The 24,908-nt window shown below is 73.7% G+C and carries 21 protein-coding genes, 1 tRNA gene and 1 CRISPR repeat array; of the genes, 14 read left to right on the forward strand and 8 right to left on the reverse strand.

The features are described 5' to 3' along the window. Positions 1-72: 72 nt before the first annotated feature. Positions 73-334: direct repeats of the CRISPR family, unit length 23 nt; unit sequence AGGGGCGCGGGGAACTGCGCGAG. 38 nt (positions 335-372) lie between these two features. Next, positions 373-1,749: a sensor histidine kinase gene (locus tag ACGF3I_RS33065; RefSeq protein ID WP_393138627.1), complete on the reverse strand. Its 1,377-nt coding sequence runs from the start codon at positions 1,747-1,749 to the stop codon at positions 373-375. Then, a complete protein-coding gene (locus ACGF3I_RS33070; RefSeq protein ID WP_393138629.1) occupies positions 1,746-2,435 on the reverse strand; it encodes a response regulator transcription factor in 690 nt (229 codons plus the stop codon). The genes ACGF3I_RS33065 and ACGF3I_RS33070 overlap by 4 nt, the downstream gene beginning before the upstream one ends. Positions 2,436-2,534: 99 nt before the next feature. On the opposite strand from ACGF3I_RS33070, the gene ACGF3I_RS33075 reads away from it, so the two are divergent. Then, the gene (locus ACGF3I_RS33075) at positions 2,535-3,101 is read left to right on the forward strand and encodes a hypothetical protein (RefSeq protein ID WP_393138631.1); all 567 of its coding nucleotides are present in this window, start codon (positions 2,535-2,537) and stop codon (positions 3,099-3,101) included. A gap of 15 nt (positions 3,102-3,116) precedes the next feature. Here ACGF3I_RS33075 and ACGF3I_RS33080 read toward each other — a convergent pair whose 3' ends face one another. Then, entirely contained in the window at positions 3,117-3,974 is an 858-nt protein-coding gene (locus ACGF3I_RS33080) for a spermidine synthase (protein WP_393138633.1), read from the reverse strand. Between the two features lie 51 nt (positions 3,975-4,025). Further along, the gene (locus ACGF3I_RS33085) at positions 4,026-4,547 is read right to left on the reverse strand and encodes a hypothetical protein (protein ID WP_393138635.1); all 522 of its coding nucleotides are present in this window, start codon (positions 4,545-4,547) and stop codon (positions 4,026-4,028) included. A 232-nt stretch (positions 4,548-4,779) separates the two neighbouring features. Here ACGF3I_RS33085 and ACGF3I_RS33090 point away from each other — a divergent pair, with 232 nt between their 5' ends. Beyond that, positions 4,780-6,288: a hypothetical protein gene (locus ACGF3I_RS33090; protein WP_393138637.1), complete on the forward strand. Its 1,509-nt coding sequence runs from the start codon at positions 4,780-4,782 to the stop codon at positions 6,286-6,288. A 627-nt stretch (positions 6,289-6,915) separates the two neighbouring features. Here the strand turns inward: ACGF3I_RS33090 and ACGF3I_RS33095 are convergent. Continuing rightward, a complete protein-coding gene (locus tag ACGF3I_RS33095; protein WP_393138639.1) occupies positions 6,916-7,521 on the reverse strand; it encodes a histidine phosphatase family protein in 606 nt (201 codons plus the stop codon). A gap of 206 nt (positions 7,522-7,727) precedes the next feature. Between ACGF3I_RS33095 and ACGF3I_RS33100 the strand changes: the two genes are divergently transcribed. The 7 genes from ACGF3I_RS33100 (at position 7,728) to ACGF3I_RS33130 (ending at position 14,054) form a co-directional block, all read left to right on the forward strand. Beyond that, a complete protein-coding gene (locus ACGF3I_RS33100) occupies positions 7,728-8,615 on the forward strand; it encodes a phosphatase PAP2 family protein (RefSeq protein WP_393138641.1) in 888 nt (295 codons plus the stop codon). Next, on the forward strand, positions 8,536-9,684 hold the full coding sequence (locus ACGF3I_RS33105) for a hypothetical protein (protein ID WP_393138643.1): 1,149 nt from the start codon (positions 8,536-8,538) through the stop codon (positions 9,682-9,684). Before ACGF3I_RS33100 ends, ACGF3I_RS33105 begins: the two co-directional genes overlap by 80 nt. Further along, positions 9,675-11,264: a hypothetical protein gene (locus ACGF3I_RS33110; protein ID WP_393138645.1), complete on the forward strand. Its 1,590-nt coding sequence runs from the start codon at positions 9,675-9,677 to the stop codon at positions 11,262-11,264. Before ACGF3I_RS33105 ends, ACGF3I_RS33110 begins: the two co-directional genes overlap by 10 nt. Beyond that, on the forward strand, positions 11,261-12,592 hold the full coding sequence (locus tag ACGF3I_RS33115) for an AAA domain-containing protein (protein WP_393138647.1): 1,332 nt from the start codon (positions 11,261-11,263) through the stop codon (positions 12,590-12,592). Before ACGF3I_RS33110 ends, ACGF3I_RS33115 begins: the two co-directional genes overlap by 4 nt. A gap of 145 nt (positions 12,593-12,737) precedes the next feature. Continuing rightward, positions 12,738-13,085 carry a hypothetical protein gene (locus ACGF3I_RS33120; RefSeq protein WP_393138648.1) on the forward strand — a complete coding sequence of 116 codons (348 nt, stop codon included), beginning with the start codon at positions 12,738-12,740 and terminating at the stop codon, positions 13,083-13,085. A 188-nt stretch (positions 13,086-13,273) separates the two neighbouring features. After that, complete coding sequence (locus tag ACGF3I_RS33125) at positions 13,274-13,990, forward strand: bifunctional DNA primase/polymerase (RefSeq protein WP_393138650.1); 717 nt, start codon at positions 13,274-13,276, stop codon at positions 13,988-13,990. Continuing rightward, positions 13,981-14,054 (forward strand) — tRNA-Lys (locus tag ACGF3I_RS33130). The genes ACGF3I_RS33125 and ACGF3I_RS33130 overlap by 10 nt, the downstream gene beginning before the upstream one ends. 70 nt (positions 14,055-14,124) lie before the next feature. On the opposite strand, the gene ACGF3I_RS33135 is transcribed toward ACGF3I_RS33130, so the two are convergent. Then, entirely contained in the window at positions 14,125-15,396 is a 1,272-nt protein-coding gene (locus tag ACGF3I_RS33135; RefSeq protein WP_393138652.1) for a M6 family metalloprotease domain-containing protein, read from the reverse strand. Positions 15,397-16,098: 702 nt separating this feature from the next. On the opposite strand from ACGF3I_RS33135, the gene ACGF3I_RS33140 reads away from it, so the two are divergent. Further along, complete coding sequence (locus ACGF3I_RS33140; protein ID WP_393138696.1) at positions 16,099-17,877, forward strand: putative bifunctional diguanylate cyclase/phosphodiesterase; 1,779 nt, start codon at positions 16,099-16,101, stop codon at positions 17,875-17,877. 85 nt (positions 17,878-17,962) lie between these two features. Here the strand turns inward: ACGF3I_RS33140 and ACGF3I_RS33145 are convergent, their stop codons facing one another. Together ACGF3I_RS33145 and ACGF3I_RS33150 are read right to left on the reverse strand one after the other, a co-directional pair. Next, positions 17,963-19,663: a glycosyl hydrolase family 18 protein gene (locus tag ACGF3I_RS33145; protein WP_393138654.1), complete on the reverse strand. Its 1,701-nt coding sequence runs from the start codon at positions 19,661-19,663 to the stop codon at positions 17,963-17,965. A 302-nt stretch (positions 19,664-19,965) separates the two neighbouring features. After that, positions 19,966-21,051 carry an LLM class flavin-dependent oxidoreductase gene (locus ACGF3I_RS33150; protein WP_393138698.1) on the reverse strand — a complete coding sequence of 362 codons (1,086 nt, stop codon included), beginning with the start codon at positions 21,049-21,051 and terminating at the stop codon, positions 19,966-19,968. 190 nt (positions 21,052-21,241) lie between these two features. Between ACGF3I_RS33150 and ACGF3I_RS33155 the strand changes: the two genes are divergently transcribed. The 4 genes from ACGF3I_RS33155 (at position 21,242) to ehuD (ending at position 24,899) form a co-directional block, all read left to right on the forward strand. Continuing rightward, complete coding sequence (locus ACGF3I_RS33155; RefSeq protein WP_393138656.1) at positions 21,242-22,642, forward strand: amidase; 1,401 nt, start codon at positions 21,242-21,244, stop codon at positions 22,640-22,642. A 75-nt stretch (positions 22,643-22,717) separates the two neighbouring features. Then, entirely contained in the window at positions 22,718-23,596 is an 879-nt protein-coding gene (gene ehuB, locus ACGF3I_RS33160; RefSeq protein ID WP_393138658.1) for an ectoine/hydroxyectoine ABC transporter substrate-binding protein EhuB, read from the forward strand. Next, entirely contained in the window at positions 23,593-24,252 is a 660-nt protein-coding gene (gene ehuC / locus ACGF3I_RS33165; protein WP_393138660.1) for an ectoine/hydroxyectoine ABC transporter permease subunit EhuC, read from the forward strand. The genes ehuB and ehuC overlap by 4 nt, the downstream gene beginning before the upstream one ends. After that, positions 24,249-24,899, forward strand: a complete 651-nt coding sequence (gene ehuD / locus ACGF3I_RS33170) for an ectoine/hydroxyectoine ABC transporter permease subunit EhuD (RefSeq protein ID WP_393138662.1) — start codon at positions 24,249-24,251, stop codon at positions 24,897-24,899. Before ehuC ends, ehuD begins: the two co-directional genes overlap by 4 nt. Positions 24,900-24,908: the final 9 nt, after the last annotated feature.

Consider the following 24,908-nt stretch of genomic DNA (forward strand, 5'->3'; position numbering starts at 1 on the left):
GCCTGAACGGCGCTCGTCCTCAAACGCCGGACGGGCTGAGGTGGCCTGGTGCTGCCCAGCACCAGGCAGTTAAGGGGCGCGGGGAACTGCGCGAGGCAGGCTGGGCCACGCGTGCGGGCCAGCACCGGCCCTGCCAAGGGGCGCGGGGAACTGCGCGAGAAGCGACCACGACCCGCACACGACAGGGGGTTGAGGGGCGCGGGGAACTGCGCGAGGCAGGCCGCACACGCCATGCGGGCCCGCACCAGTCCTGCCAGGGGCGCGGGGAACTGCGCGAGGAGCGAGCACGGCCCGCAGACGGCCGAGGGGTTGGGGGCGCGGGGAACTGCGCAAACCCCGGGCACCCCGGGCACCCCGGGCACCCCGGGCACCCTACGCCGGGGCCGGGCGGCGCAGACGGTGGCTTCGGCGGGGTGGGGGGGTGCGGCGGCCCAGGCCGATCCAGAGGCGTACCTCCGTGCCGCCCAGCACGGAGTGCCCGATACGAACGTCCCCGCCCGTCGACTCGGCCACCCGCCGGACGATGTCGAGCCCGAGCCCCGTCGACCCGGCCCGCCCCCCACTGTTCCCCCGCACCATCGCCGCCCGCGGATCGGCGATCCCCGGCCCCGCGTCGGAGACCAGGACGATCACCGCCTCCTCGCCGTTGTGGACGTCCACCGAGAACGCCGTGCCCTCCGGGGTGTGCCGGAACACGTTGCCGAGCAGCGCGTCGAGCGCCGCCACGAGGTCGGCCCGGGCGACCGGGATGCGGACCGGGCGGTCCACCCCGGCGAGGCGCACCTCGCGGCCCTCGTCCTCGGCGAGCGCCGACCAGAACGCCATCCGGTCCAGGATCACCTCGCAGGCGTCACACCCCGCGCCCGGCCCGTCGGGCTGGGTCTTGGGCTTGGCCTCGCGGGCGGTGCGGATGATCGTGTCGACCTCGCGCTCCAGCTGTTCGACCGCGGCCCGGGTCTGGTCGGCCGCGGGGCCCTCTCCGAGGGAGGCGGCGTTCAGGCGCAGGACGGTGAGCGGGGTGCGCAGGCGGTGGGAGAGGTCGGCCGCCAACTCCCGCTCGTTGGCGAGGAGTTGGACTACCTGGTCGGCCATGGAGTTGAACGCCACGGCGGCCTGGCGCAGTTCGGTGGGGCCTTCCTCGGGGACCCGCGCCCCGAGCTTGCCCTCGCCGAGGTCCTGCGCCGCGCCCGCGAGCCGCTGGGCCGGGCGGACCATGCGGACGCCCAGCCGGTCGGCGACCGCGACGGAGCCGATGATCAGGCCGATGCCCACGCCCGCGAGGACCAGCCAGGCCGTCGCGACCCCGTTGGTCACCTCGGCCTCCGGCACGAAGACCTCGACGATCGCGATCTGGCCGGAGCTCAGCGCGGTCGGCTGGAGGAGGACGGAGCCGCCCGACACGTCGGTGGTCGAGGCCTTGATGACCTTGCGGGTGGTCGCCAGGTCCTCGTCGGGGGCGCGCTGTCGGCCGATCTCGACGGGGGCGCTGCCCGTGACCGCCGGGTCCGCGGGGACGTGTACGGCCATCCGGTTCTCGGCGCCCGACTGCGTGGAGGCGACGGCCCGTTCCAGGGCGTCGCGGTCGGTGGTGATGGACAGCGTCGGGCCGATCGCCGCGGCCTGGCGCTCGGCGTTGGAGAACGCCCGGTCGCGGGCCATCTCCTTGATGACCATGCCGAGCGGCACCGCGAAGGCGACCACGACCATGACCGTGACGGCCAGACAGACCTTGACCAGTGCCCACCTCATCGCGGCGGCTCCAGCTTCACGCCGACGCCGCGCAGGGTGTGCAGATAGCGGGGCCGGGCCGCGGTCTCGCCCAGCTTCCGGCGCAGCCACGACAGATGGACGTCGATGGTCTGGTCGTCACCGTAGGACTGCTGCCACACCTCGGCGAGCAGCTCCTTGCGGGCCACGACCACTCCGGGCCGCCCGGCGAGGAAGGCGAGCAGGTCGAACTCCCGCCGGGTCAGGTCGAGTTGGACGCCGTCGAGTTCGGCCTGGCGGCGCAGCGGATCGATGCTGAGGCCGCCGACGGTGAGCACCCGCGAGGGCGGTTCGGCCCCGGTGGCGGCGCGCGCCCGGCGCAGTACGGCGGCCATCCGCGCGGAGAGGTGCTCCACGGAGAACGGCTTGGTCAGATAGTCGTCGGCGCCGTCGTTGAGCAGCCGTACGATCTCGCTCTCGTCGTCCCGCGCGGTCGCGATGATCACCGGCACGTCGGTGATGCCGCGCAGCATCTTCAGCGCCTCCGACCCGTCCAGGTCGGGCAGGCCGAGGTCGAGGATGACCACGTCGAAGCGGAAATGGGCGACTTCGCGCAGCGCCTCAAGTGCCGTGCCGACGCTCCGTACCGTGTGGGAGGCCTCGGTGAGGTGGCGGATGAGGGCGGAGCGGACAAACTGGTCGTCCTCGACCACGAGCACACTTGCCATGGCCCGCACCGTACGCCATCCGTGGGGACCCGGTCCCCCGCGGGAGTGGACTCGGCGGTGGGGGGACACGGGTGGGGCGCGTGGTGCAGTATGGCCCGGATGCACAGAGGACTCGTACACGGTTTGGCCTGGTCGCTCGCCACCGGAGCGGCCGTGACGCTCTCCTGGTGGGGCGTCCACACGGTGATGGCCGGCACGGCGTACGACCCGCCCCTCGCGCTGCCGATCAGCGGCGACGCGCACCTCGGCCCGGGCTCTTCGCCGGACACGTCATCGACCCGGCGCCCCGGAGGGACGCCCGCCGCGCCGTCCGCCCCGGCCTCGCCGACGCCGTCGAAGGACGCCGGGAGCCCCAGGCCGTCGGGCAGCAGGACGCCCGCCGCGGGCCAGGGGGGCGCCAAGTCGGCCCCGCCGTCCGGGAGTTCGGACAATGCGGCCAACTCGGGCGCCGTACAGGGGTACAACGTCTCGGGCGGCCGGGTCGTCTTCGACCTCGGGGACACCTCCGCCCAGCTGGTCTCGGCGACGCCCGCCTCGGGCTGGCGGATGGAGCGCTGGATCCAGACGCAGTGGATACGGGTCACCTTCACCCGGGGCAGCGAGACCGTGTCGGTGTTCTGCACCTGGAACGGCCATCCGCCCGCCGTGGAGATCAACAACACCTGAGGCCCGGACGGCCCTTCAGTGAAAGGCCCCGGCCGGTGGCGCCGGGGACGGTTTGGCGCTCGCGTCGCTCACCGCGAGGGCCCCGCCCGTGAAGTCGGCCAGCTCCCGCCCGTGCTGGACGCGTCCGGGGTGCGGGTCGCCCGCGATCCGCCGGGTCAGCTCGGCGACCGGCAGCGCCACCGCGGAGCAGACCAGGACCGCGTTGCCGAACCGCTTGCCGCGCAGCACCGTCGGGTCGGCGGCCAGCGCGAGTTCGGGGAAGACGGCGGCGGCCGTGGCGATCTGGCCCCGCAGATGCGCGAGCGGCGGCCCGTCGGCGAGGTTCGCCGCGTACGTCCCGCCCGGCTTCAGCACCCGGCGTACGTCCGCGAGGAACTCGGTGCTGGTCAGATGGGCCGGGGTGCGGGCGCCGCTGAAGACGTCCGCGATGACGAGGTCGGCCCAGGCGTCGGGCAGCTTGGCGAGCCCGGCCCGGGCGTCTCCGCCGCGCACCCGGATCCGGGCCCCCGGGTCGAGGGGCAGTTCGCGCCGGACAAGCTGGACGAGGGCGGCGTCGAGTTCGACGATCTGCTGGGTCGAGCGGGTGCGGGTGGCCGCGATGTAGCGGGCCAGGGTGAAGGCGCCGCCGCCCAGGTGCAGGACGTTCAGGGCCTGGCCGGGCGGGGCCGTGAGGTCGATGACGTGGCCGAGGCGGCGCTGGTACTCGAAGGTCAGCCGGTCCGGGGCGCCCGGATCCACATGGGACTGGGGCGCGCCGTCGAGCAGCAGCGTCCACCCGCCGGATCCGTCGCGGTCGGGTATGAGTTCGGCGAGGCCGCCGTCCACCGTCTGGACGACGGGTTCGGGCCCGCGCCGCCTGCTGCTCTTCGCCATCCCGCCATTATCGTTCGGCCGGACGGGTGCCGCCTTCCCGGCCGGGGCCGCTCAGCGCCCCTCGGCCCCGCCGGCCGCCAGGAACCCGTGGGCGGCCTCGCTGATGCCGTCGGCGGCCTCGATCATCCGGGCCGCCTCGCCGAGGGCCTCGCGCAGCAGGGCCGGATCGGTGACCTCGGTGGTGTTGGGCGGGAGCAGCCAGCCCGAGCCGGTGACGGGGGGTGCGACGGGCAGCCCCTCGATGCGCAGCCCGCGCCCGTTGGTCTCCGTACAGGCGCTGCCCGGCACGTCCCAGGCGGCGGCGGTGCCGGGGGGCACGAGGAAGCCGAGGGTGTCGCAGGCCCCGTCGTGCAGGACGGGGCCGACGGCGGTCGGGGCGGCGGCGCGGCGGATGATGTCGACGGCCTCCAGGCCCTGCCGGGCCGGCACGGTCACCAGGTCGCACGGCTCCTCGGCGCGGCACCCCTGCGGGGCCGGCGGGGCGCTCGCCTGTGGTGAGTGCGGATGGCGGACTGTCGTCGTCCGCGTACCGGAGACGGTGAGGTCCAGGTCGGTGTCGGTGTCGGTGTTCACGCGGTCCTCCAACAAGGCAAGCCCTCCACAGTCCCTGCGGTGTCTGGCGCTCTCCGCATGGTTCAACGCCCGTGCGCGTCAAGGGGAACGGCGGCACGCCGCCGCAAAGGATGGCAGTTCATGGCGGATCGCGGGTGAGATATCCCTTTTGTAGGTAAACGCAGCGTGAACGAGCCGTCACAGCAGGTACGTTCTTGCCCCGCATCACCCCGCCGGAGAGAGCTGTCCAGCCATGGCGCCGTCACCAGATCCCCAGCCGGAGCACCGGGTGAACGCGCCGACGCCGCGGGCGCCGGACCGGTCCGCCCGCGAACCCAACGCGGCCTTCCGGCAGTTGAGGGGCGCCCGCTCGCCCGGCGAGTTCGCGGCCGCGGTCCGCCGGGCCGCCCGCGAGATCGGCGAACAGGTCGCGTGCGACGCCCGCTACATCGGACGCGTGGAGAACGGCGAGATCCGCTGCCCCAACTACGCCTACGAAAGGGTCTTCCGGCACATGTTCCCGGGTTTGGACCTGGCCGATATGGGGTTCTCGGCACGGGAGACGGTACGGGGCCGGGCGGCCCGCCCCCGGCCCCCCGCCCCTCCGCTCCAGCTCACGCCCCGCCCCCCTGCCCCCGCTCCCGGCGCACCACCGGCCGCGCAGGACCGCACCCGCCCCGACCCGCCCGACCGCGACCGGCCCGCCGCCGGCCACGGCTCCCCCCACCACGATCACCATCACGATCACCACCAGAACGACGAGGAGAGCGACGTGCTGCGTCGCGCATTCATGACCGGCTCCACCGCCGCGGTGGCGGCCGTATCGCTGGGCCTCGGCCCGGCAGCCGCCCAGGCCGTCCAGCGCGTCGGCGAGGCCGAGGTGAGCGCCGTCGAGGAGGCGGTGCGCAGAATCCGGCTCCTGGACGACCGGCACGGCGCGGACGGCCTCTACCGGCGGGCCGCGCAGCCGCTGCGCACCGCCTACGCCCTGCTCGACGCGAGCGCGACACGGCGCTCCACACAGCAGCGGCTGCACATCGGCGCGGGCGAACTGGCCATCTCCGTAGGCTGGTTGGCGCACGACTCGGGCCGCTTCGGCGAGGCCAGGTCGCACTACGCGGAGGCCCTCGCGACGGCGCGGCTCGCGGGCGACCCCGGCCTTGAGGCGCACGCCTTCTGCAACATGTCCTTCCTGGCCCGGGACATGGGCCGGCCCCGCGAGGCGATGCGAGCGGCGCAGGCGGGCGAGCGCGCGGCCCGTCCGCTCGGCTCGCCCCGGCTGCTGTCCCTGCTCGCGCTGCGCGAGGCGGGCGGCTGGGCGGGGCTTGGCGACCGCTCGGCCTGCGAGGACTCACTGACCCGGGCCCACGCCCTGTTCGCCCGGGGCCCCTCGGACGCCGACCCCGAGTGGATGACCTTCTTCGTCGAGGCCGAACGGGAGATGCTCCAGGCGCAGTGCTGGTCGGCGCTCGGGGACTGGGGGCGGGCGGCGCGGCACGCACGGCGGGCGGCGACCGTGCAGGACCCGCACTTCACCCGCAACCTCGCGCTGTACCGGGCGGAACTCGCGGACGACCTGGCCCGGGCGGGGGCGCCGGGGGAGTCCGCGGCGGCGGGGCAGCAGGTTCTGGACCTGTTGCCGCAGGTCCAGTCGGCCCGGATCCAGGCGATGCTGGCGGACACGTCGCGCCTGTTGGCGCCGCATCGGGGGGCGCCGGAGGTGGGGGCGTTCTTGGAACGCCAAGCAGGGGTGGCGGTGTAACCCCCTCCCCCCAACCCCCTGGCCCCGCACGGCCCGACCCCGCTCACCCCGGCCCCGCGCGGCCCGGTCCCCGCTCGCTTGCGCAGTTCCCCGCGCCTCTGGCGGGACTGGGCGTGCCGGGGGTTTGCGCAGTTCCCCGCGCCCCTGAACCCCTCGGCCGCCTGCGGACCGTGCCCGCTTGCTCGCGCAGTTCCCCGCGCCCCTGGCAGGGCTGGTGCCGGTCCGCATGCGTATCCCAGCCTGCCTCGCGCAGTTCCCCGCGCCCCCAACCCGTCGGTCGTGTGCGGGTCGTGGTCGCTTCTCGCGCAGTTCCCCGCGCCCCTTAGCGGCATGGTGCGGGCCGGCACCGGCATCCTCAGCCCGTCCGGCGTTTGAGGACGAGCGCCGTTCAGGCGCGATGGGGGGGGTGCAGGGGGCGGAGCCCCCGCCGGGGTTCGAGGGGCGGAGCCCTTCAGCGGGTCTGGGGCGCAGCCCCAGGGGCCGAACCCTTCAACCCGCTGCACGGGCGGGCGGGTGGGCGAACCCCTCGGGGTCTGGGGCGGAGCCCCAGGGGCCGGGCCCATCCGACCCGCTGCACGGGCGGGCGGGTGGGCAAACCCCCCAGGGGGGCAACCAGCACCCCCCGGATCACCGCTCCAGATGCCCCGTATCGTTCCACCGCTCCAGGGCCGGCGCCCCATACGCCCACCCCAGCACCGACAACGACGTCGGATCGAGCCGGACCCGGGCCGCGAAGGACACGTCCTCCCCCAGCCACCGCGCAGCGATCACCCGCAGGATGTGCCCGTGCGCGAACACCAGCACATCGCGCCCGGCCGACCGCGCCCACCCCACCACCTCGTCCGCCCGCGCCGCGACCTGCGCCAGGGCCTCCCCGTCCGGCACCCCGTCCCGCCAGATGAACCAGCCCGGCCGCACCGCCTGGATCTCGGCCGGCGTCATCCCCTCGTACGCGCCGTAGTCGTACTCCATGAGCGCGTCCCACGGCTCGGCCCGCTCCGCGAAGCCCGCGAGTTCGCAGGTCTCGGCGGCCCGTACCAGCGGGCTGGTGCGGACCTCGACGCCGGGCAGCCCGCCCCACGGCCCCCGGTGCAGCCGCTCGCCGAGGAGCTTGGCCCCGCGCCGCCCCTCCTCCAGGAGGGGGATGTCGGTGCGGCCGGTGTGCTTGCCCGCGAGCGACCACTCGGTCTGCCCGTGCCGGGCCAGCAGGATGCGCGGTGCGGCGGCTGCCATGGGTGTTCTCTCCCGATCCGTACGACTTGTTCCGTTCCCATCATCGCGCAGGCCCCCGGAGCAACCGGAAGCCCCGACCTGGGCGTCTGACCCCAATACCGGGGTGCTGCGCGAAAGGGATCACTTACACCGTACGGTTGAACGCACGTCGAAAACCCGGAGGCCCCCCGAGGGCAGCCCGAGTACCAGTTGGGGGAACCTGCCGGATGCAGCCGCCGCAGCACGCCACGCGACCGCGCTGGTGGACCGAACTTCCGCTGATCGCGCTCGTGTACGGGGCCTACACGGCAGGACGTCTGATCGTACGGGGCGACGAGTCGCGCGCCGTCGACCACGGCCTGTCCCTCCTGCGCATCGAGAAGGCGCTGCACCTGAACGCCGAGCACCCGCTGAACCGGCTGTTCACGCACACCCCGGCGCTCGGCATACCCGCCGACTTCCTCTACGCCTCGCTCCACTACCTCATAACCCCGGCCGTCCTGATCTGGCTCTTCCACCGCCGCCCGACCCACTACCGGGCCGCCCGCGGCTGGCTGATGACCTCCACCCTGCTCGGCCTGATCGGCTTCACGTTCCTGCCGACCTGCCCGCCCCGGCTGCTCGCCCCGGTGTACGGCTTCACCGACACGATGGCCCAGTACAGCTCGTACGGCTGGTGGGGCGGCGAGGCCAGCGCGCCCCGTGGCATGGGCGGCATGACGAACCAGTTCGCCGCGATGCCCAGCCTGCACGTCGGGTGGGCCCTGTGGTGCGGGGTGATGCTGTGGCGCCTCGGCGGCAGCCGCCTCACGAAGACCGCCGCCGTCGCGTACCCGCTGACCATCACGTTCGTGGTGATGGGCACCGCCAACCACTACCTCCTGGACGCCGTCGCGGGCGCCGCGGTGATGGGTCTCGGCCTGCTGCTCTCCAAGCCCGTACTGCGCCTCGCGCAGCGCGTGCGCTCCCGCTTCGCACCCGCCTCCTCGGCCACCGGCGCCCCGATTGTCAGTCCCGGATGCGAGACTTCGGCGGGTGAGCGCATCCCTGGGCAGCGGACCTCCTCCGGCACCCGAGCAGAAGCCGACGACAGCGCTGCGTCGACGGCTCGCTGAACTGCGCGGCCCGGCCGTCCCGGCCCGGCCGCTGGACGCACGGGCGCTCGCGGCCCTCGCCGCGAACCCGGGCTGCCGCAGACGCGCCCTGCTCGACGGCGCGGGGGTGGACAAGGGCGCCCTCGCCGAGGCGATCGGTTCGCCGTCGGCCGCCTTCGGCCAGTCCCAGTTCGCGTTCATGCGCGGCAACGCCTTCGAGGCGAAGGTGAAGGGCGACGGCGGCACCGAACTGCTGCGCCTGGTGCACGAGCGGATGGCCGCCGGCGCCGAGCCGCCCGGCGACGCCCTGACCCCCGACCTCGCGGCGGCCGGCCCCGAGGGCCGCGCGGCCCGCACCGCGCTCGCCCTGCGCGAGGCCACGGCGGCCGGCGCCTGGGCCCTGCTCGACCATCCGATGCTGGCCCTGGAGGTCGCGGGCTCCCCCGCCTACCTGGAGCCGGACGCGGTGGTGGTGCACCCCGACGGGCGGTGGACGGTCGTCGAGATCAAGTCCTTCCCCATGATCGACGCGGCGGCCGACCCGTCGAAGGTGGGCGCCGCCGCCCGCCAGTCCGCGGTGTACGTGCTGGCCCTCGAACGGGTCGCGGAGCGCACCGCGGGCGCGTCAGTGGACCACTCGGTCCTGCTCGTCTGCCCCAAGGACTTCTCCAACCTGCCGACCGCGTCCGTGGTCGACGTGCGCAAGCAACTGTCCGTCACCCGGCGGCAGTTGACGCGCCTGGCCCGGATCGAGGACATCGCGGACGAACTGCCCCCGGACACCACCTTCGACCTGGACGGCCAGTCCGGCGCGTCCCTGGCCGAGGCGGTCGAGGCGGTCCCCGCGGTGTACGCGCCGGAGTGCCTCGCCGCCTGCGAGCTGGCCTTCCACTGCCGGGGCCGGGCCCGCGACGAGGGCGCGGTCGGCGCGCTGGGCCGCTCCCTGCGGGGCGAGCTCGGCTCACTGGCGACGGTCGGCGAGGTCCTGGCGGCGGCGCGCGGCGAGGCGGGCGACCCGGCGGATCCGACGGTGGCGGCGGTGCGCCGCGCGGCCGCCCTGCGCGCGCAGGCGGTGACCCCGTGTCGCTGATCTCCACCCTGGCCCGTCTGGAGGCCGTCGAGTCGGGCCGCGCCCAGCCGCTGGCCACCGTCCGCCACCGCCATCTGAGCGAGCGGCCCCTGGTGTTCGTGCCGCTCACCACGGCGGGCGAGGCGGGCGCCCCGCTCGGCGCCCTGGTCGGCACCGAGCGGGACGCGCCGACCCTGCTCGTGGTCCCCCAGCCCCGCGACCGCGACCTGCGCTTCGCCTTCCTCGCGGACCTCGCCGAGGCCGTGCTGCCCCACCTCGACGCGTACGCGGCCGACATCGAACCGGCCGAACGCTCCGAGACGGATCCGGAGACGGGCAAGAAGGTCAAGGTCGAGGTCGAACTGTGCGCCGACGCACCGCAGTTGATCGTCCCCGGCCGGGCCGGCATCGACTTCGTCCGGCTGCTCGGCCGCTCCATGCGCTTTCGCCGCACCGCCGAGCAGGACCCCGACGCGCCGCATCCGGCGCCGCCCCGCGTCCCGCTGCTCGGCCGCTGGTTCACGCACTACGCCGAGCGCGCCCGCACACCGGGAGCGGCCCTGCTGCTCGCCGCGACGGACCTCCTGAACCGGCACTGGGCGACCGGCCAGTCCAGCCTGGAGGACCAGCACCTGGGCGCCCTGCTCGCCTGGATCGATCCGCCCGCCGGGGAGTCCGGGGCCGAGGCGGCGCTGCGCGCCGAGCTGGCGCGCGGGGCGGACGGCCAGCTCCTGTGCCCGCCGGCCGGCCCCGCCACCGACCCGGCGTTCGACAACCGGCTGCTCGCGCCCGCCGTTGAGCGCTACGACCGGGCCCGCCAGGCGCTGCACTCCGCCGAGGACGGCCCGATGGCGGACGAGCGGCTGGGGCAGCTGACCGCGGCGGAGCGGGAGATCAGGCGGCTGCTCGCGGCCCAGCTCATGCCCACCTGGTCGGCGGTGTGGCGCGCCCTCGACCTGCTGCGCGAGCTCCCCGAGGGCGAGCGCGCCGCCGCGCGCTGGACGAGCGACCGCTGGTCGTTCACCGGCCACCGGGACCGTGTCACGGCGGGTGAGCCGCCCCAGCCCCGCCGGGACGACGCGGTGACGGCCGCCACCAAGCTGCTGCGCCGCGAGCGCGCCCAGGCCGAGCTCGAAGCGGGCGAGGCGCTGGACGACCCGCTGGTGATGGCGGCCCGCAGGCTGTCGGGCGAGGCGTTCGCCGGCGAGGTCGTCGAGGTCACCCCGGCGTGGACGGAGACCAAGCGCCCGAGCCCGCGCCCGCTGCTCACCCTGCGCACGGACGACGCACCGCACCTGGCCGAGGGCGCGAAGGTCTTCCGCTCGCTCGACGGCAAGCCGCAGAAGGCCGAGTTCGTGGCGTACGAGCCCGGCGGGGCGCTCGTGCTGCGCGTCCTGGACAAGATGGGCCGCGCCAAGGACCCGGCACCGGGCTCGGTCCCGGAGAAGGGCGACCGGATCTGCTGGACGCTCTTCGAGCACGAGCAGCGCGGCGCCCCCAAGCTGCCCGACCCGGAGGCCACGCCCTGGACGCACGGCGGCCCGCCCGGCGCGGCCACCGCGGAACAGCCCGATCCGCCGACCCCCGAGGATCTCCTGTGACCGTCTTCGACCCCGGGGCGGCGGCCACCGCCGCGACCGACGCGATCCTGGCCGACACGCTGCACGGCACCTCGCGCGGTGTCGTGGTGGACTCGCCGCCGGGCGCCGGCAAGTCCACGCTCGTGGTGCGCGCGGCGCTCGAACTGGCCGCCGCGGGGCGCCCGTTGATGGTGGTCGCGCAGACCAACGCGCAGGTCGACGACCTCGTCGTACGCCTCGCCGAGAAGGCGCCCGACCTGCCGGTGGGCCGGCTGCACAGCAGCGACAGCGACCCGTACGACAAGGTGCTCGACTCGCTGGAGAACGTCCGCAAGTCCGCGAAGGCGGGCGACCTCGCGGGGCTCGACGTGGTGATCTCCACGGCCGCGAAGTGGGCGCATGTGAAGGACGTCGAGCCCTGGGGGCACGCGATCGTCGACGAGGCGTACCAGATGCGCTCCGACGCGCTCCTCGCGGTGGCCGGGCTCTTCGACCGGGCGCTGTTCGTGGGCGACCCGGGCCAGCTCGACCCGTTCGCCATCGCCGACGCCGACCAGTGGGCGGGGCTCTCCTACGACCCGTCGGCCAGCGCGGTCTCCACGCTGCTCGCGCACAACCCGCAGCTGCCGCAGCACCGGCTGCCCGTGTCGTGGCGGCTCCCGGCGTCGGCGGCGCCGCTGGTGTCGGACGCGTTCTACCCGTTCACCCCCTTCCGCAGCGGCACCGGCCACGGCGACCGGCGGCTCGCGTTCGGGGTGCCGTCCAACGGCTCGGCGCCGGACCGGGCGCTCGACGAGGCGGCCGAGTCGGGCTGGGCCCTGCTCGAACTGCCGGCCCGGCACACTCCGCGCACCGACCCGGAGGCGGTCCACGCGGTGGCCACCGTGGTCCGCCGCCTCCTGGACCGGGGCGGGGCCGCCACCAGCGAGCGCTCGCCCGATCCGGCCCCGCTCACCGCGGACCGGATCGCGGTCGGCACCGCGCACCGCGACCAGGCGGCGGCGGTCCGCGCGGCCCTGGCCGAGCTGGGCGTGAGCGGCGTCGCGGTGGACACCGCGAACCGGCTCCAGGGCCGCGAGTTCGACGTGACCGTCGTCCTGCACCCGCTGTCCGGCCGCCCGGACGCGACGGCCTTCCACCTGGAGACGGGCCGCCTGTGCGTCCTGGCCTCGCGCCACCGGCACGCGTGCGTCGTGGTGTGCCGCGCGGGCGTGAGCGACCTCCTGGACGACCACCCCTCGACGGAGCCGGTCCAGCTGGGCGTGACGGTGAAGTTCCCCGACGGGTGGGAGGCGATGATGGCGACCTGGGACCACCTCTCGCACCACCGGGTGCCCTGGACGCCGTGACGCCGCGAGCGGCACCTTGACGCCCCTTTGCCCCGACGCCGTCCCGGGCGCGGCCCCTCGGACGCCCCCTTGCGCCGGGGCGGGACAATGGACGGTGGCCGGGGCGCCCCGGGCCCGAGCGTCGACCTGCCCTGGGAGGACAGACATGCCGGAGCACGAGCGGAAAGAGGAGCGGCGGCGGTTGCGGCCGGCGCCGCTGCTCTTCGAGCCCTCCGAGGCCACCGCCGACCCGGAGCACTTCTTCGACCTGGAGTCCATCGACGACCCCCGCGCGCTCCTGAGCCGTTCGACGGAACTGGCCCTCGCCTTCCGCGCCGCCGCGGACCGGGCGGTGGAGTTCCAGGCCGTCGCGGCCGCCCAGCTCGCCGACCCCCGCCGCTTCGACCGGCTGACCCCCGCCGACGTGGCGGAGCGGGCCCAGTGGACCGAGGACTACGCGAAGAAGATGATCGAGTTCGGCCGCGACCTGCTGCGCGGCAGCGACGTGCCCTAGCCCCCGCCCCGGACCGGCGGGCCAGGACGCCGGGCGCACGCTCAGCGGCTCACCGACAGCCCTGCCAGGCGCCCGGACCACGCGCCCCGGGCATATGCCGGGGCGCAAGATACGCCCTGCCACCCGGCTCTGTCCCGGTTTCCGCCAAGCCGCCGGAGGCGATGGTGGCCGCCCGGTAGACGTAGAGCATGAGCAGTGACAACGGCAGGGGAATCGGCGTCCGGGACACGAGGACGCCCGGCGGTCCGCGTACGGCGTCCGGCGAGCGCGGCGGGCCGGCCGACGGCCGGGGCGACCTCGACATCTTCCGCTTCCTGCGGGACGAGGGCGAGCACCGGGTCGGGGAGGTGACCGCGGCGGGCGCCGCCTGGCTGTCGTCCGCGGCCACGCATCCGCGCAGCACCCTCGCCCTCTGGGAGGGCCGCCCCACCGCCCCCGGCGTGCTGCCCTGCGGCACGGTGTTCGACGTGGTGAACGTCCCGTCGATGTTCGGCCGCCGCATGCTGGACCGGCTGTGGGCCGAGGGGCCCGGCTCGGGCCCGGTCGCGATCCACCGCGGGCGCATGTTCCTGTTCGCCGCGCCCGGCACCGCCCAGCGCCTGCCCTCGCTCCTGGAGTGGGAGGAGTGGCACGGCGCCGGCGGCACGACCCCGCCGCTGCTGTGCCACGGCGCGGGCGACGCCGTGACCGTCCCGGCACTCGTCCGCCCGGACCGCGAGAACCCGGGCGCCGCCCGCTGGCTGGTGGCGCCCGACACCCGCCGCCCGTGGCTGCCGGGCCCCGACGTCCTGCTCTGGGCCTGCGTACGGGCCGCCAGGAACGAGGGCACCCGGACCCCGCGGATTTCGATTTTTCCTCGCGCGGATCAGGATGCTAATGTCTACGACGTCAGCAGGCGCCGCTAGCTCAGTTGGTTAGAGCAGCTGACTCTTAATCAGCGGGTCCGGGGTTCGAGTCCCTGGCGGCGCACAGACGGAAGAAGCCCCTCGCGCGAGCGGGGGGCTTCTTCGTGTCCCGGTGCGGGCGGCCGGGGCCGGACTCAGTGCGAGACCTTGACCGTCCAGGCACCCGACTTGGAGCGGGACTCGGCCTCGATCCGGATGCCCTCGCCGGGCACCGTGAACGTCTCGCCGAGCCCGATCGGCGCGTCCGCGAGTGCCGGGTAGACCGACTTCTCCCAGCAGCCCTCGGTGTCCGGGTGCGCGTCGAGCACCTCGATGGGACCGCCGCCGGAGGCGGATCCGCTGCGGACCTTGTAGACGAGCAGGCCCTGCTCGCAGCTGGCCCGGTCCAGCCCCTGCGAGTCCCGCACCTCGATCGCGACGGCCCGGTCCTCGCCGGTGCGCAGCACCGCAAGACGCCTGGCGGCGAGGCCGGCCCTGGCGGGGGACGCGGACAGCGGCTCCAGGGTGAAGCGGCTGGTTCCGTCGCCCGTCACGCAGGTGACCTCCTGCCGGTCGAGCCAGCCGAGCTTCCACTTCTGCCAGCCGAACAGGTCCGGTGCCGTACCGAACTGACTGCCCATCACGTCCCAGTCGCCGACATAGGTGTCCCAGTCGCCGTTCTTGCCGTCCTGCGGCCGGTGGTAGAGATCGGGCAGGTCGAAGACGTGACCGGTCTCGTGGGCCAGCACGTTGCGGTCCGGCGGATGGTGCTCGAAGACGGTCACGGCCCGGTTGATGTCCCGCCCGTCGGCGCGCACCGGCCGGTCGAAGTTGACGACCTTCGTCGCGTCGGAGTCGACGCCGGGCGCGTCGGGGTCGGCGACCAGATAGACGATGTCGTACTTCGAGAAGTCCGTGGTGGGATCCGCCGCGCGGATGGCGTCCTTCAGATAGCGGCCGCGCTGGGCGGGGTCCCAGTCGCGCTGTATGCGGTAGGAGGTCGACGCGGCCGGCATGCGCACCCAGCGCCGCTGCGGCTCGGCGTTCAGGCGGAACTTGCCGTACGAGGCCTGCTCGAAGAAGCGACTGGTGGCGGGAAAGTAGTCCGCGGCCAGATCCTCGGGGGCGGTGGCGGGCTTCGAGTCCGGGAAGGACAGGAAGACCATGACCGCGCTGAGGGTGCGTACGGGCCGGGGGTAGGCCGGGTTCCAGGTGTCGACGCCGAGCGAGTGGTGGGCGTCGGTCCTGGGCAGGGCGCACGGCACCGCGGAGTTCGCCGCCACGGCGGGCCCGGACACCAGGGAGATGGCGGCGAGCGCCGTGAGGGAGGTGAGCGCCGCCACGGCACTGCGCAGCCGGACACGCTCCACTCCCCCGGGTGTCTGCTGACGCTGCACGTCGACCTCCGGGAGCGGGATGCGGGACATCCCACCCACTCTGTGCACATTTATGGCAATATGCCCCGTTTGACTGCCCCGGACGAGTGAGGGGGCCGACACCCCGGTGACTTACGCAAAGTCACGACCGATCACCGAGGGGACGAGCCCGGCCACACCCGCGCAGAAACGATCGGTCAACGATCGGCACGGAACGCCGGGTGCTCTTGATCACGAGGGGGAAGCTGGATCGCGCTGCGCGCCAGCCTCTATGATCGGCACACTTTCCAGCGTGGATCCGGCCTCTTGGGGCCGTCGTCCACTCCGGCCGAAGACCCCGAACCACTCCGTCCTACCTCTGCAAACTTCGATGCACTGCGGGAGCCAGCGGTGAGCGGAACCTCCGAAGGACCGGGTCAGGCACCCGGGACCATCCGGCCGCCCGTCACAGAGCGTCATACGGACCGCATCGCGGGCGCCCTGGCGGAACGCCCGGCGGCACGCACCACAAGCACCTCGTCCCAGCACCCCCCGCCGGAGCGCCCCTCCTCCGAGCACGCCTCCCCCGAGCGCCCCGCGTTCGAGCGCCCCGCCGACCAGCGCGCCCTCACAGCCGACACCTCCGCGCCGGACGCCCCCGCGCCTGGCACCTCCGCGCCGGACGCCCCCGCGCCCCACGCCTGTGAGCACGACGGCGCCGCCCCGCGGCACACCGGATCGCTCGCCGCCCGGGCCGCCGAACTCCTCGCCGCGCTGCGGGCCGAGCGGGCCGGCCCCGCCCCGCGGCACGGCGTCGGACGGCCGGCCTCCGAACTGCGCGACTACCGGGCCGCGTTCAACGCCGCCCACCTCGCGATGGCGATCGTCGACCGCGAGGGCGCCGTCGTCGTCGCCAACGACGCGTTCGCCGACCTCCTCGGCACCGACCCGGCCGCGCTGCACGAACAGGACGCCGCCGACCTCGTCGACCTCGCCGCCGACCACCGCACCTGGCACGCCTACCGCGAAGTGCTGCGCGGCGCCCGCAGCCGGTTCCGCTGCACCCGCCGCCTCAAGCACCCCGACGGGCACTCGCTCTGGGCCGAGGTCACCGTCGCGCCCGTACCCGACAGCGCCGGCGTGCTGCTCTCGATCGCGGACATCAGCGACCGGCGCGAACTCCAGGCCCGGCTGCGCCACCTCCAGATGCACGATCCGGTGACCCGCCTGCCCAACCGCACCCTCTTCTTCGAGCGCCTCAACTCGGCGCTGGAGGCGTCCCTCTACGACGACGGCGGCACCGGGCGCATCGGCATCTGCTACCTGGACCTCGACGGGTTCAAGGCCGTCAACGACACCCTGGGCCACCGGGTCGGCGACCGGCTGCTCAGCGCGGTGGCGAGCCGGCTCAGCGAGTGCGCCGACCAGTGCGGCTACGCCCGCGGCGGCGGGCACCTGGTGGCGCGGCTCGGCGGCGACGAGTTCGCGGTCCTGGTCGAGGACTCCACCGGCACCGAGCAGCTGGCCGACCTCGCCCGCTCGGTCCTGCACGCCCTCCAGCGGCCCTTCGACCTCGCGGGCCAGCGCCTGTCGGTGTCGGCCTCGATCGGGGTGGTGGAGCGGGCCAGCGCCGGGACCACCGCCACCGGTCTGATGCAGGCCGCCGACACCACGCTGTACTGGGCCAAGGCCGACGGCAAGGCGCGCTGGACGCTCTTCGACCCGGAGCGCAACGCCCACCGCATGACCCGGCAGGCGCTGTCCTCCACGCTGCGCCCGGCGGTCGAGCGCGACGAGTTCACGCTGGAGTACCAGCCGCTGGTGGGCATGGCCGACGGGGTCGTGCACGGCGTCGAGGCGCTGGTCCGCTGGAACCACCCGCAATTCGGGACGCTACCGCCGAATCGGTTCATCGGAATTGCCGAAGAGGACGGCTCGGTCGTGCAGTTGGGGCGCTGGGTCCTGCGCACCGCGTGCCACCAGGCCCGCCGCTGGCAGATCGAGCACCCCGACGTCCCGCCGCTGTTCGTCAGCGTCAACGTCGCCGTGCGCCAGGTGTGGGACTCCGATCTGGTGGCGGACGTGGCGGAGATCCTCGCGGAGACCGAACTCGCCCCGCATCTGCTCCAGTTGGAGCTGACGGAGTCCGCGGTGATGGGCTCGGCCGGCCGCCCGCTCCAGGCCCTCCAGGCCCTGTCCGACATGGGCGTGCACATCGCGATCGACGACTTCGGCACGGGCTACTCCAACCTCGCCTACCTCAGCCGGCTGCCGGTCTCCGTCCTCAAGCTGGACGGCTCGTTCGTGCGCGGCTTCCAGTACGACGAGGGCGGCGCCCACCCCAACCCGGCGGACGAGACCATCGTCGAGGCGATGGTGCAGCTCGCCCACCGGCTCGGGCTCACCGTCACCGCCGAATGCGTGGAGAGTTCCGAACAGGCCGCCCGGCTCGCCCGGATCGGCTGTGACACCGGTCAGGGCTGGCTGTACTCGCGTGCGGTCGCCCCCGACCGCATCGCCGAGATGATCGCGCACAGCCCGCAGAAGGTCTGAGGCGGCCCGCACGACGGCCGCCCCGCTCCTCCACGGGGGAAGGAGCGGGGCGGCCGTCGGTGCGCAGGGGTACGGGATCGGGTGGTCAGCAGGCGCCGAGGTCCACCCAGACGCCCCACTGGCCGGTGGTGCCGGGCTGCTCGCCCTTCGTCCACCACTGGGCCTTCCAGGTGTGGCCGCCGTAGGAGACCTGGTTGCCGCCGGTGTAGGTGGCGGCGCTGTCCCACGCGGCGGCGGTGCAGCCACCGGGGGTCGGGGACGGGCTGTTGGTGGCGGTCGGCGTCGGCGACGGGGAGTTGGTGGCCGTCGGCGTCGGGTCCGGGGTCGAGGAGGGCGAGGAGCCGACCGCGTCCGCGATCTGGTTGAGCAGGGTGGTCTTGTCGTCGAGGCCGAGCAGGCTGTACATCATGGCGCCGGCGAGACCGCGCTGGTGGGCGTAGTCGGCGCGGGCCTGGATGGACTGCTTGTCGAGGCCGGTGAAGAACTCGCCGTCCTTGTAGAAGTACGAGGCCTTGGCGTCGGCGTCCCAGAACGTGGTCGCCGGGTTGTCGACGATCCCGCCGAGCTCCTTGTAGAGCGCGGTGCCCGCGACCTGGCTGGTGGGCCGGGCGCCCGAGGGGCCGGTCGCACTCTGGCCGAGCCCGTTGTTGGTCGCCGGAACGCCCTTCCAGCCGCGGTAGTAGAACTCGTACCCGAGCGTGATCTTGTTGGCGGGGAAGCCGCCCGCGATGCCGTAGGCCGCGTTGCCGTCGATCCAGGAGTCGATCGCGTTGGAGATCGAGTACTTCTGGGTGCCGGGCTTGATCACGTCGGTGGGGTCGTTGGCGGGCGAGACCAGCGGGGACTGGTGGTAGGCCGGTCCCGTCGCGTTCCAGGCGCCGTGCATGTCGTACGTCATGATGTTCGCGTAGTCGAGGTACGCGCCGATCTTGTCCGTCTCGATGTTCTTGATCTTGTCCTGGCCGGCCGGCATCGCCGCCGTCAGGAGGTAGTGCTTGCCGCCGTGCGCGCTGCCGTACGCGTCGAGCTGCTTGCGGAACTCGGCCAGCAGGGCGGTGTAGTTGGCCTTGTCCTCGGCGCCGTAGTGGTTGCCGAGGTGGCCGTCGGGCGAGCCCGGGTACTCCCAGTCGATGTCGACGCCGTCGAAGATCCCGGCCGCCGCGCCCGCCCCGCCGTACCCGCCCTCGACCGGCAGGTTGCCGGCGATGTACTGGTCGATGCAGGAGGACACGAACTTCTTGCGGCTGGCGTCGGTCAGGGCGGCGTCGTGGAAGTACTTCGAGTACGTCCAGCCGCCGATCGAGATGTTGATCTTCAGCTTGGGGTACTTCGCCTTCAGTTCCTTGAACTGGTTGAAGACGCCCACGATCGGCTGGTTCCAGGTGTCGGCCACGCCGCTGACGCTGTCGGCGGCCGAGAACGACTTCTGGTAGTCGGCGAACGAATCGCCCGCGCCGTCACCGGCGTTGGGGTTGTTGTCGTCGCCCGCCGCCTTGTTCGCCTCGAAACAGGTGAGGTCGGTGGGGTGGATGTTGCCGAACGAGTAGTTGATGACGTCCAGCTTGCCCGCTATGCCCCGGGTGTCGAGGTGCTTGGGGTAGAAGGCGTTGCCGTACACGCTCCACTGGTCGTAGTACGCGATCTTCACGCCGCCCGTCGAGGGGGCGGCGGCGCTCGGGGCGGTGGTCGCGGCGGATGCGGTGCCGAGGCCCGCGAAGGCGGCCAGGGCGCCGGCGGCGAGCACGGCGGTGCTCAGGGCTGCGACTAGGGGTCTGCGGCGTTGCAAGACGGCCTCCGGGGGGTGGGGCACGGGGGGTGCGGGGAAGGGCGGTTGAGGAAGTGATAGCGATCCGATCCCGGCCACGTCAATGGTCTGAACCAAATTGAGGACTAGACCAATTCGCGCTCTGCCGCCCTAGTCAGCCCCCTGCCGCCCCCGCGACCCCCGCCCGGAACCAGCCATCCCGCCCCGGGCCGCCCACTGAACCACTGGCCCCGGGGAGCCCACCTTTTACCTCCGGCCCCAACCCTGCCCTGGGCCTCGGGGGCCTCACCCCGCGCCCCTGGCCGGGCCGGGGGCGGAGCCCCCTAGAGGATCGGGAGGCCGTAGGCGTCGGCGATCAGGGCGTAGGAGCGGAGGCGGGCCTGCGGGCTGTGCGCGTTGGCGGTGAGCATCAACTCGTCCGCCCCCGTCCGCTTCTGGAGGTCGTCGAGCCCGACCCGCACTTCCTCCGCCGTCCCGTGGATCACGTTGGCCAGCCAGCTGTCGACGAACTCCCGCTCCATCGCGCTGAACGCGTACGCCTCCGCCTCCTCGGGCGTCGGCACGAGCCCGGGCCGCCCCGTGCGCAGCCGGACCATCGAGAGCGCGTTGGTCAGCGCCTGCCGCCCCGCCTCGCGCGCGTCCTCCGCGGCCAGCGCCGAGACGCCGATCAGGGCGTAGGGCGCGTCGAGCACGGCGGAGGGCCGGAAGGACTCCCGGTACAGGTCGAGCGCCGGGACGGTGTTCGCCGCCGAGAAGTGGTGGGCGAAGGCGAAGGGCAGCCCGAGGGTGCCGGCGAGACGGGCGCTGAAGCCGGAGGAGCCGAGCAGCCAGATCGGCGGGCGGGCGGACGGGCCCTGCACGGGGCCCGGCACCGCGTGGATGCGGGCGTAGGGGTGGCCGTCGGGGAAGTCGTCGTCGAGGAACCGGGTCAGCTCGGCGAGCTGCTGCGGGAAGTCCTCCGCCCCCTCGTTGAGCCTGTCGGAGCGGCGCAGCGCCGCCGCCGTCGCGCCGTCCGTGCCGGGTGCGCGGCCGAGCCCGAGGTCGATGCGGCCCGGCGCCATCGCCTCCAGCGTGCCGAACTGCTCGGCGATCACCAGCGGCGCGTGGTTGGGCAGCATCACGCCGCCCGAGCCGAGCCGGATGCGCGAGGTGTGGGCGGCCAGATGGGCCAGGATCACCGCGGGCGCGGACGAGGCGACGCCCGGCATGGAGTGGTGCTCGGCGACCCAGTGCCGGTGGAAGCCGCGGCTCTCGGCGAGCCGCGCGATCTCCACACTGGTGCGCAGGGCACGGTTCGCGGTGTAGCCGTTGCCCACCGTCACCAGGTCGAGTACCGACAGGGGTACGGGGGCGGTCCCGGCCGCCGTTCCTCGAATCGCGTCCACGTCCACCGCTCCACGCCTCCAGATCGTCCTCGGGCCGCCGTCGTCGGCACGACCCGCGCGCCGTCCGTGCGCGCCCTGTCACCAACAGGAGGCGGTCTCCGTTTTATTCCGAAGCGTCCCGGGCCCGCCCGGGGCGGCTTAGGAAGCCGGTCAGGAACCAGGGCGGAGCCGACGCCCCACGTGACGCGGTACGAAGTTGGGTACGACACCCCCCATGACCGAGCCGAGCGAACTCACGAAACTGACGGCACGTCAATTACTGGCCGGATACCGGGCGGGCACCTTCTCGCCGCTCGACGCGACCCGCGCGGTGCTGGCCCGCATCGAGGAGATCCAGCCCACCCTGAACGCGTTCGTCCGCATCGACACCGAACCGGCCCTCGCCCAGGCCCGGGCCGCCACCAAGCGCTGGCGCACGGGCGAGCCGCAGGGCCTTCTCGACGGGGTGCCGGTGTCCGTCAAGGACACCCTGCTCCAGGCCGGCGGCCCCACCTACAAGGGCTCCAACACCACATCGGACAAGGGGAGTTGGAGCGAGGATGCCCCCGCCGTCGCCCGGCTCCGCGAGCACGGCGCGGTCCTGGTCGGCAAGACGACGACCCCCGAGTTCGGCTGGAAGGGCGTCACCGATTCACCGCGCACCGGCGTCACCCGCAACCCCCACGACCCCGGGCGCACCTCGGGCGGATCGAGCGGTGGCAGCGCGGTGGCGGTCGCGGCCGGGGCGGGGCCCCTCTCGCTCGGCACGGACGGCGGCGGCTCGATCCGCATACCGGCCTCGTTCTGCGGGGTGCTCGGGCTCAAGGCGACGTACGGCCGGGTCCCGCTGTACCCCGCGAGCTCCTTCGGCTCGCTGTCGCACGTCGGCCCCATCGCGCGCGACGCGGCGGACGCGGCCCTGCTCCTCGATGTGATCAGCGGCGCGGACCCGCGCGACCCCACCGCCCTGGAACCCCCCGCCCACGCCTACTCCGCCGCCCTCGCCGAGGACGCGGCGGCCGGCGTCAAGGGTCTGCGCATCGCCTACTCGCCCTCGTTCGGGGGCCAGGTAGCGGTGCGTCCCGAGGTGGCCGCCGCGGTGCGCGGCGCGGTGACCCGGCTCGCGGAGCTCGGCGCGTACGTGGAGGAGGCGGATCCCGACTTCGCCGATCCGATCGGGGTCTTCCACATCCTGTGGAACACGGGAGCGGCCCGCCTGGTCGAGCAACTGGGCGCGGAACAAAGGGAGTTGCTCGACCCGGGGCTGCGGCGCACCGCCGCGCGAGGCGCCCGGCTCTCGGCCATCGACCTGGTGGCCGCCGGGGAGGCCCGGGTCGAGCTCGGCCGCCGGATGGCCCGCTTCCACCAGCGCTACGACCTGCTCGCGACGCCGACCCTGCCGATCACCGCGTTCGAGGCGGGCCGCGAGGCACCGGCGGACTCGGGGCCGCAGCGTTGGGCCGGCTGGACACCGTTCACCTATCCGTTCAACCTGACCCAGCAGCCGGCCGTCACGGTCCCCGTCGGGGCCGACCCGGAGGGGCTGCCGATCGGGCTCCAGCTGATCGCCGCGCGCTACGGCGAGCGGGCCGTACTGCGGGCGGCGGCGGCCTTCCCCGCGTCCGAGCCCCGGTAGGCGCGGCGGACGGGGCCGGGACCGGCTCGGAAAATAAAGGGCATGGGCTGATCGAAGTCGGGTAGCCGCGCCGCCATGGCACGAGCAACCTCAGGCCCCAGACCCTCGATACCCAGGCGAACGCTGCTCACCGGCGCCGCCGCGGTCGCCCTCACCGGCGCGGCCGCCTGCTCCCGCGTACCCGAGGGGGACGCACTGGCCCGGCTCAAGTCCCGGGGGACGGTGCGGCTCGGTATCGCCGGTGAAGTCCCGTACGGGTATGTGAACGACCAGGGGGAATTCACCGGCGAGGCCCCGGAGATCGCCAAGGTCATCTTCAAGCGGCTGGGCATCGGCCGCGTCCAGCCCGTGGCCACCGACTTCTCCTCCCTGATCCCGGGCCTCAACTCCCAGCAGTTCGACGTGGTGTCGGCCGGGATGTACATCAACAAGGAGCGCTGCGCGCAGGTCCTCTTCGCGGATCCCGAGTACCAGATGCTCGACGCGTTCATCGTCCGCAAGGGCAACCCGAAGAACCTGCACACCTACGAGGACGTGGTCCGTGCCAAGGCGCGGTTCTCGACCGGCACCGGCTACGCCCAGATCGGCCACGCCACCGCCGCCGGCCTTCCCGAGAAGAGCGTCGTCATCCTCCAGGACCAGGTGGCGGGCCTGAACGCGGTCGAGTCGGGGCGCGTCGACGTGTTCGCCGGCACCGCGCTCACCGTGCGCGAGGTCGCCAAGAAGAGCGGCCGGGCCGAGGCGGCCCAGGCCTTTTCTCCCGTCGTCGACGGGAAGAAGCAGATCGACGGCGGCGGTTTCGCCTTCCGGCCCACCGACGGCGCCCTGCGCGACGCGTTCAACGCCGAGATCCACCGCATGAAGCAGAGCGGTGAACTCTTCCGGATCATGAAGCCGTTCGGTTTCACCCGGGACGAGATGACCACCCTGACCGCCAAGGAGCTGTGCCGATGACGGCGGGACTGTGGCAGCACTGGGTGCTTCCGGGCATCTGGATCACCATCCAACTGACCCTCTACTGCGCCGCGTTGGCCACCGTCGTCGCCTTCGGAGTCGGCCTGGCCCGCACCCACCGCTCGCGCCTGGTGCGCTTCCTGGCGGCCGCGTACACCGAGGTCTTCCGCGGCACGTCGGCCCTGGTGCTGATGTTCTGGCTGTTCTTCGTGCTGCCGCCGCTGGCCGGCTGGCAGCTGGTGCCGATGTGGGCCGCGGTCCTCGCCCTCGGCCTGTCCTACGGGGCGTACGGCGCGGAGATCGTGCGCGGCGCGCTCAATTCGGTGGCCCCCGCCCAGCGCGAGGCGGGCATCGCGCTCAGCTTCACGCCCTGGCAGCGCGTGCGGCTCGTCCTGCTGCCGCAGGCGGTGCCGGAGATGATCCCGCCGTTCTGCAACCTGCTGGTCGAGCTGCTCAAGGGCACCGCCCTGGTGTCCCTGCTCGGGGTGGGCGACGTGTCGTTCGCGGCGTACCTGGTGCGCCTGGCGACCCAGGACAGCGCGCGGATCTACTCGGTCACGCTCCTCATCTACTTCGTCCTCGCCTTCGCGATCACCCGCGGCATGAAGGCACTCGAACGCCGCACCAAGGCGAACCTCGGGGTGAGCACCAAATGAACTGGGACTGGTCCGCCGTCGGGGACTTCATGCCGCGCTTCTGGGACGGCGTGCTCACCACGCTGGAGATCCTCGCGCTCGGCTCGCTCATCTCCTTCACCCTCGGCCTGGTGTGGGCGCTCGCCTTCCGGGCACCGACGCGCTTCGTGCGCTGGCCGGTCCACCTGGTCACGGAGTTCATCCGCACCACCCCCCTCCTGGTGCAGCTGTTCTTCCTGTTCTTCGTGCTGCCGGAGTGGGGCGTGAAGTTCTCCGCGCTGACCACTGGCATCCTCGCGATCGGCCTGCACTACTCGACATACACCGCCCAGGTCTACCGCGCCGGCATCGACGCCGTGCCGAAGGGCCAGTGGGAGGCGGCCACCGCGCTCAGCCTGCCCGCGCACCGCACCTGGTTCGCGGTGATCCTGCCGCAGGCGGTGCGCCGCATCGTGCCGGCGCTCGGCAACTACGTCATCTCCATGCTGAAGGACACTCCGCTGCTGGCCGGGATCAGCGTCCTGGAGATGCTCCAACAGTCCCGCCTGGCGGGGGCGAGCACCTTCCAGTACACCGAGCCGCTGACCGTCGTCGGCATCGCCTTCATCCTCATCGCCTATCCGGCTTCGCTGTTCGTACGAGCCCTGGAGCGCCGCCTTGTCCGCTGACACCCAGAT

This window comes from Streptomyces sp. NPDC048111, assembly GCF_043202815.1.
GTDB lineage: Bacteria > Actinomycetota > Actinomycetes > Streptomycetales > Streptomycetaceae > Streptomyces.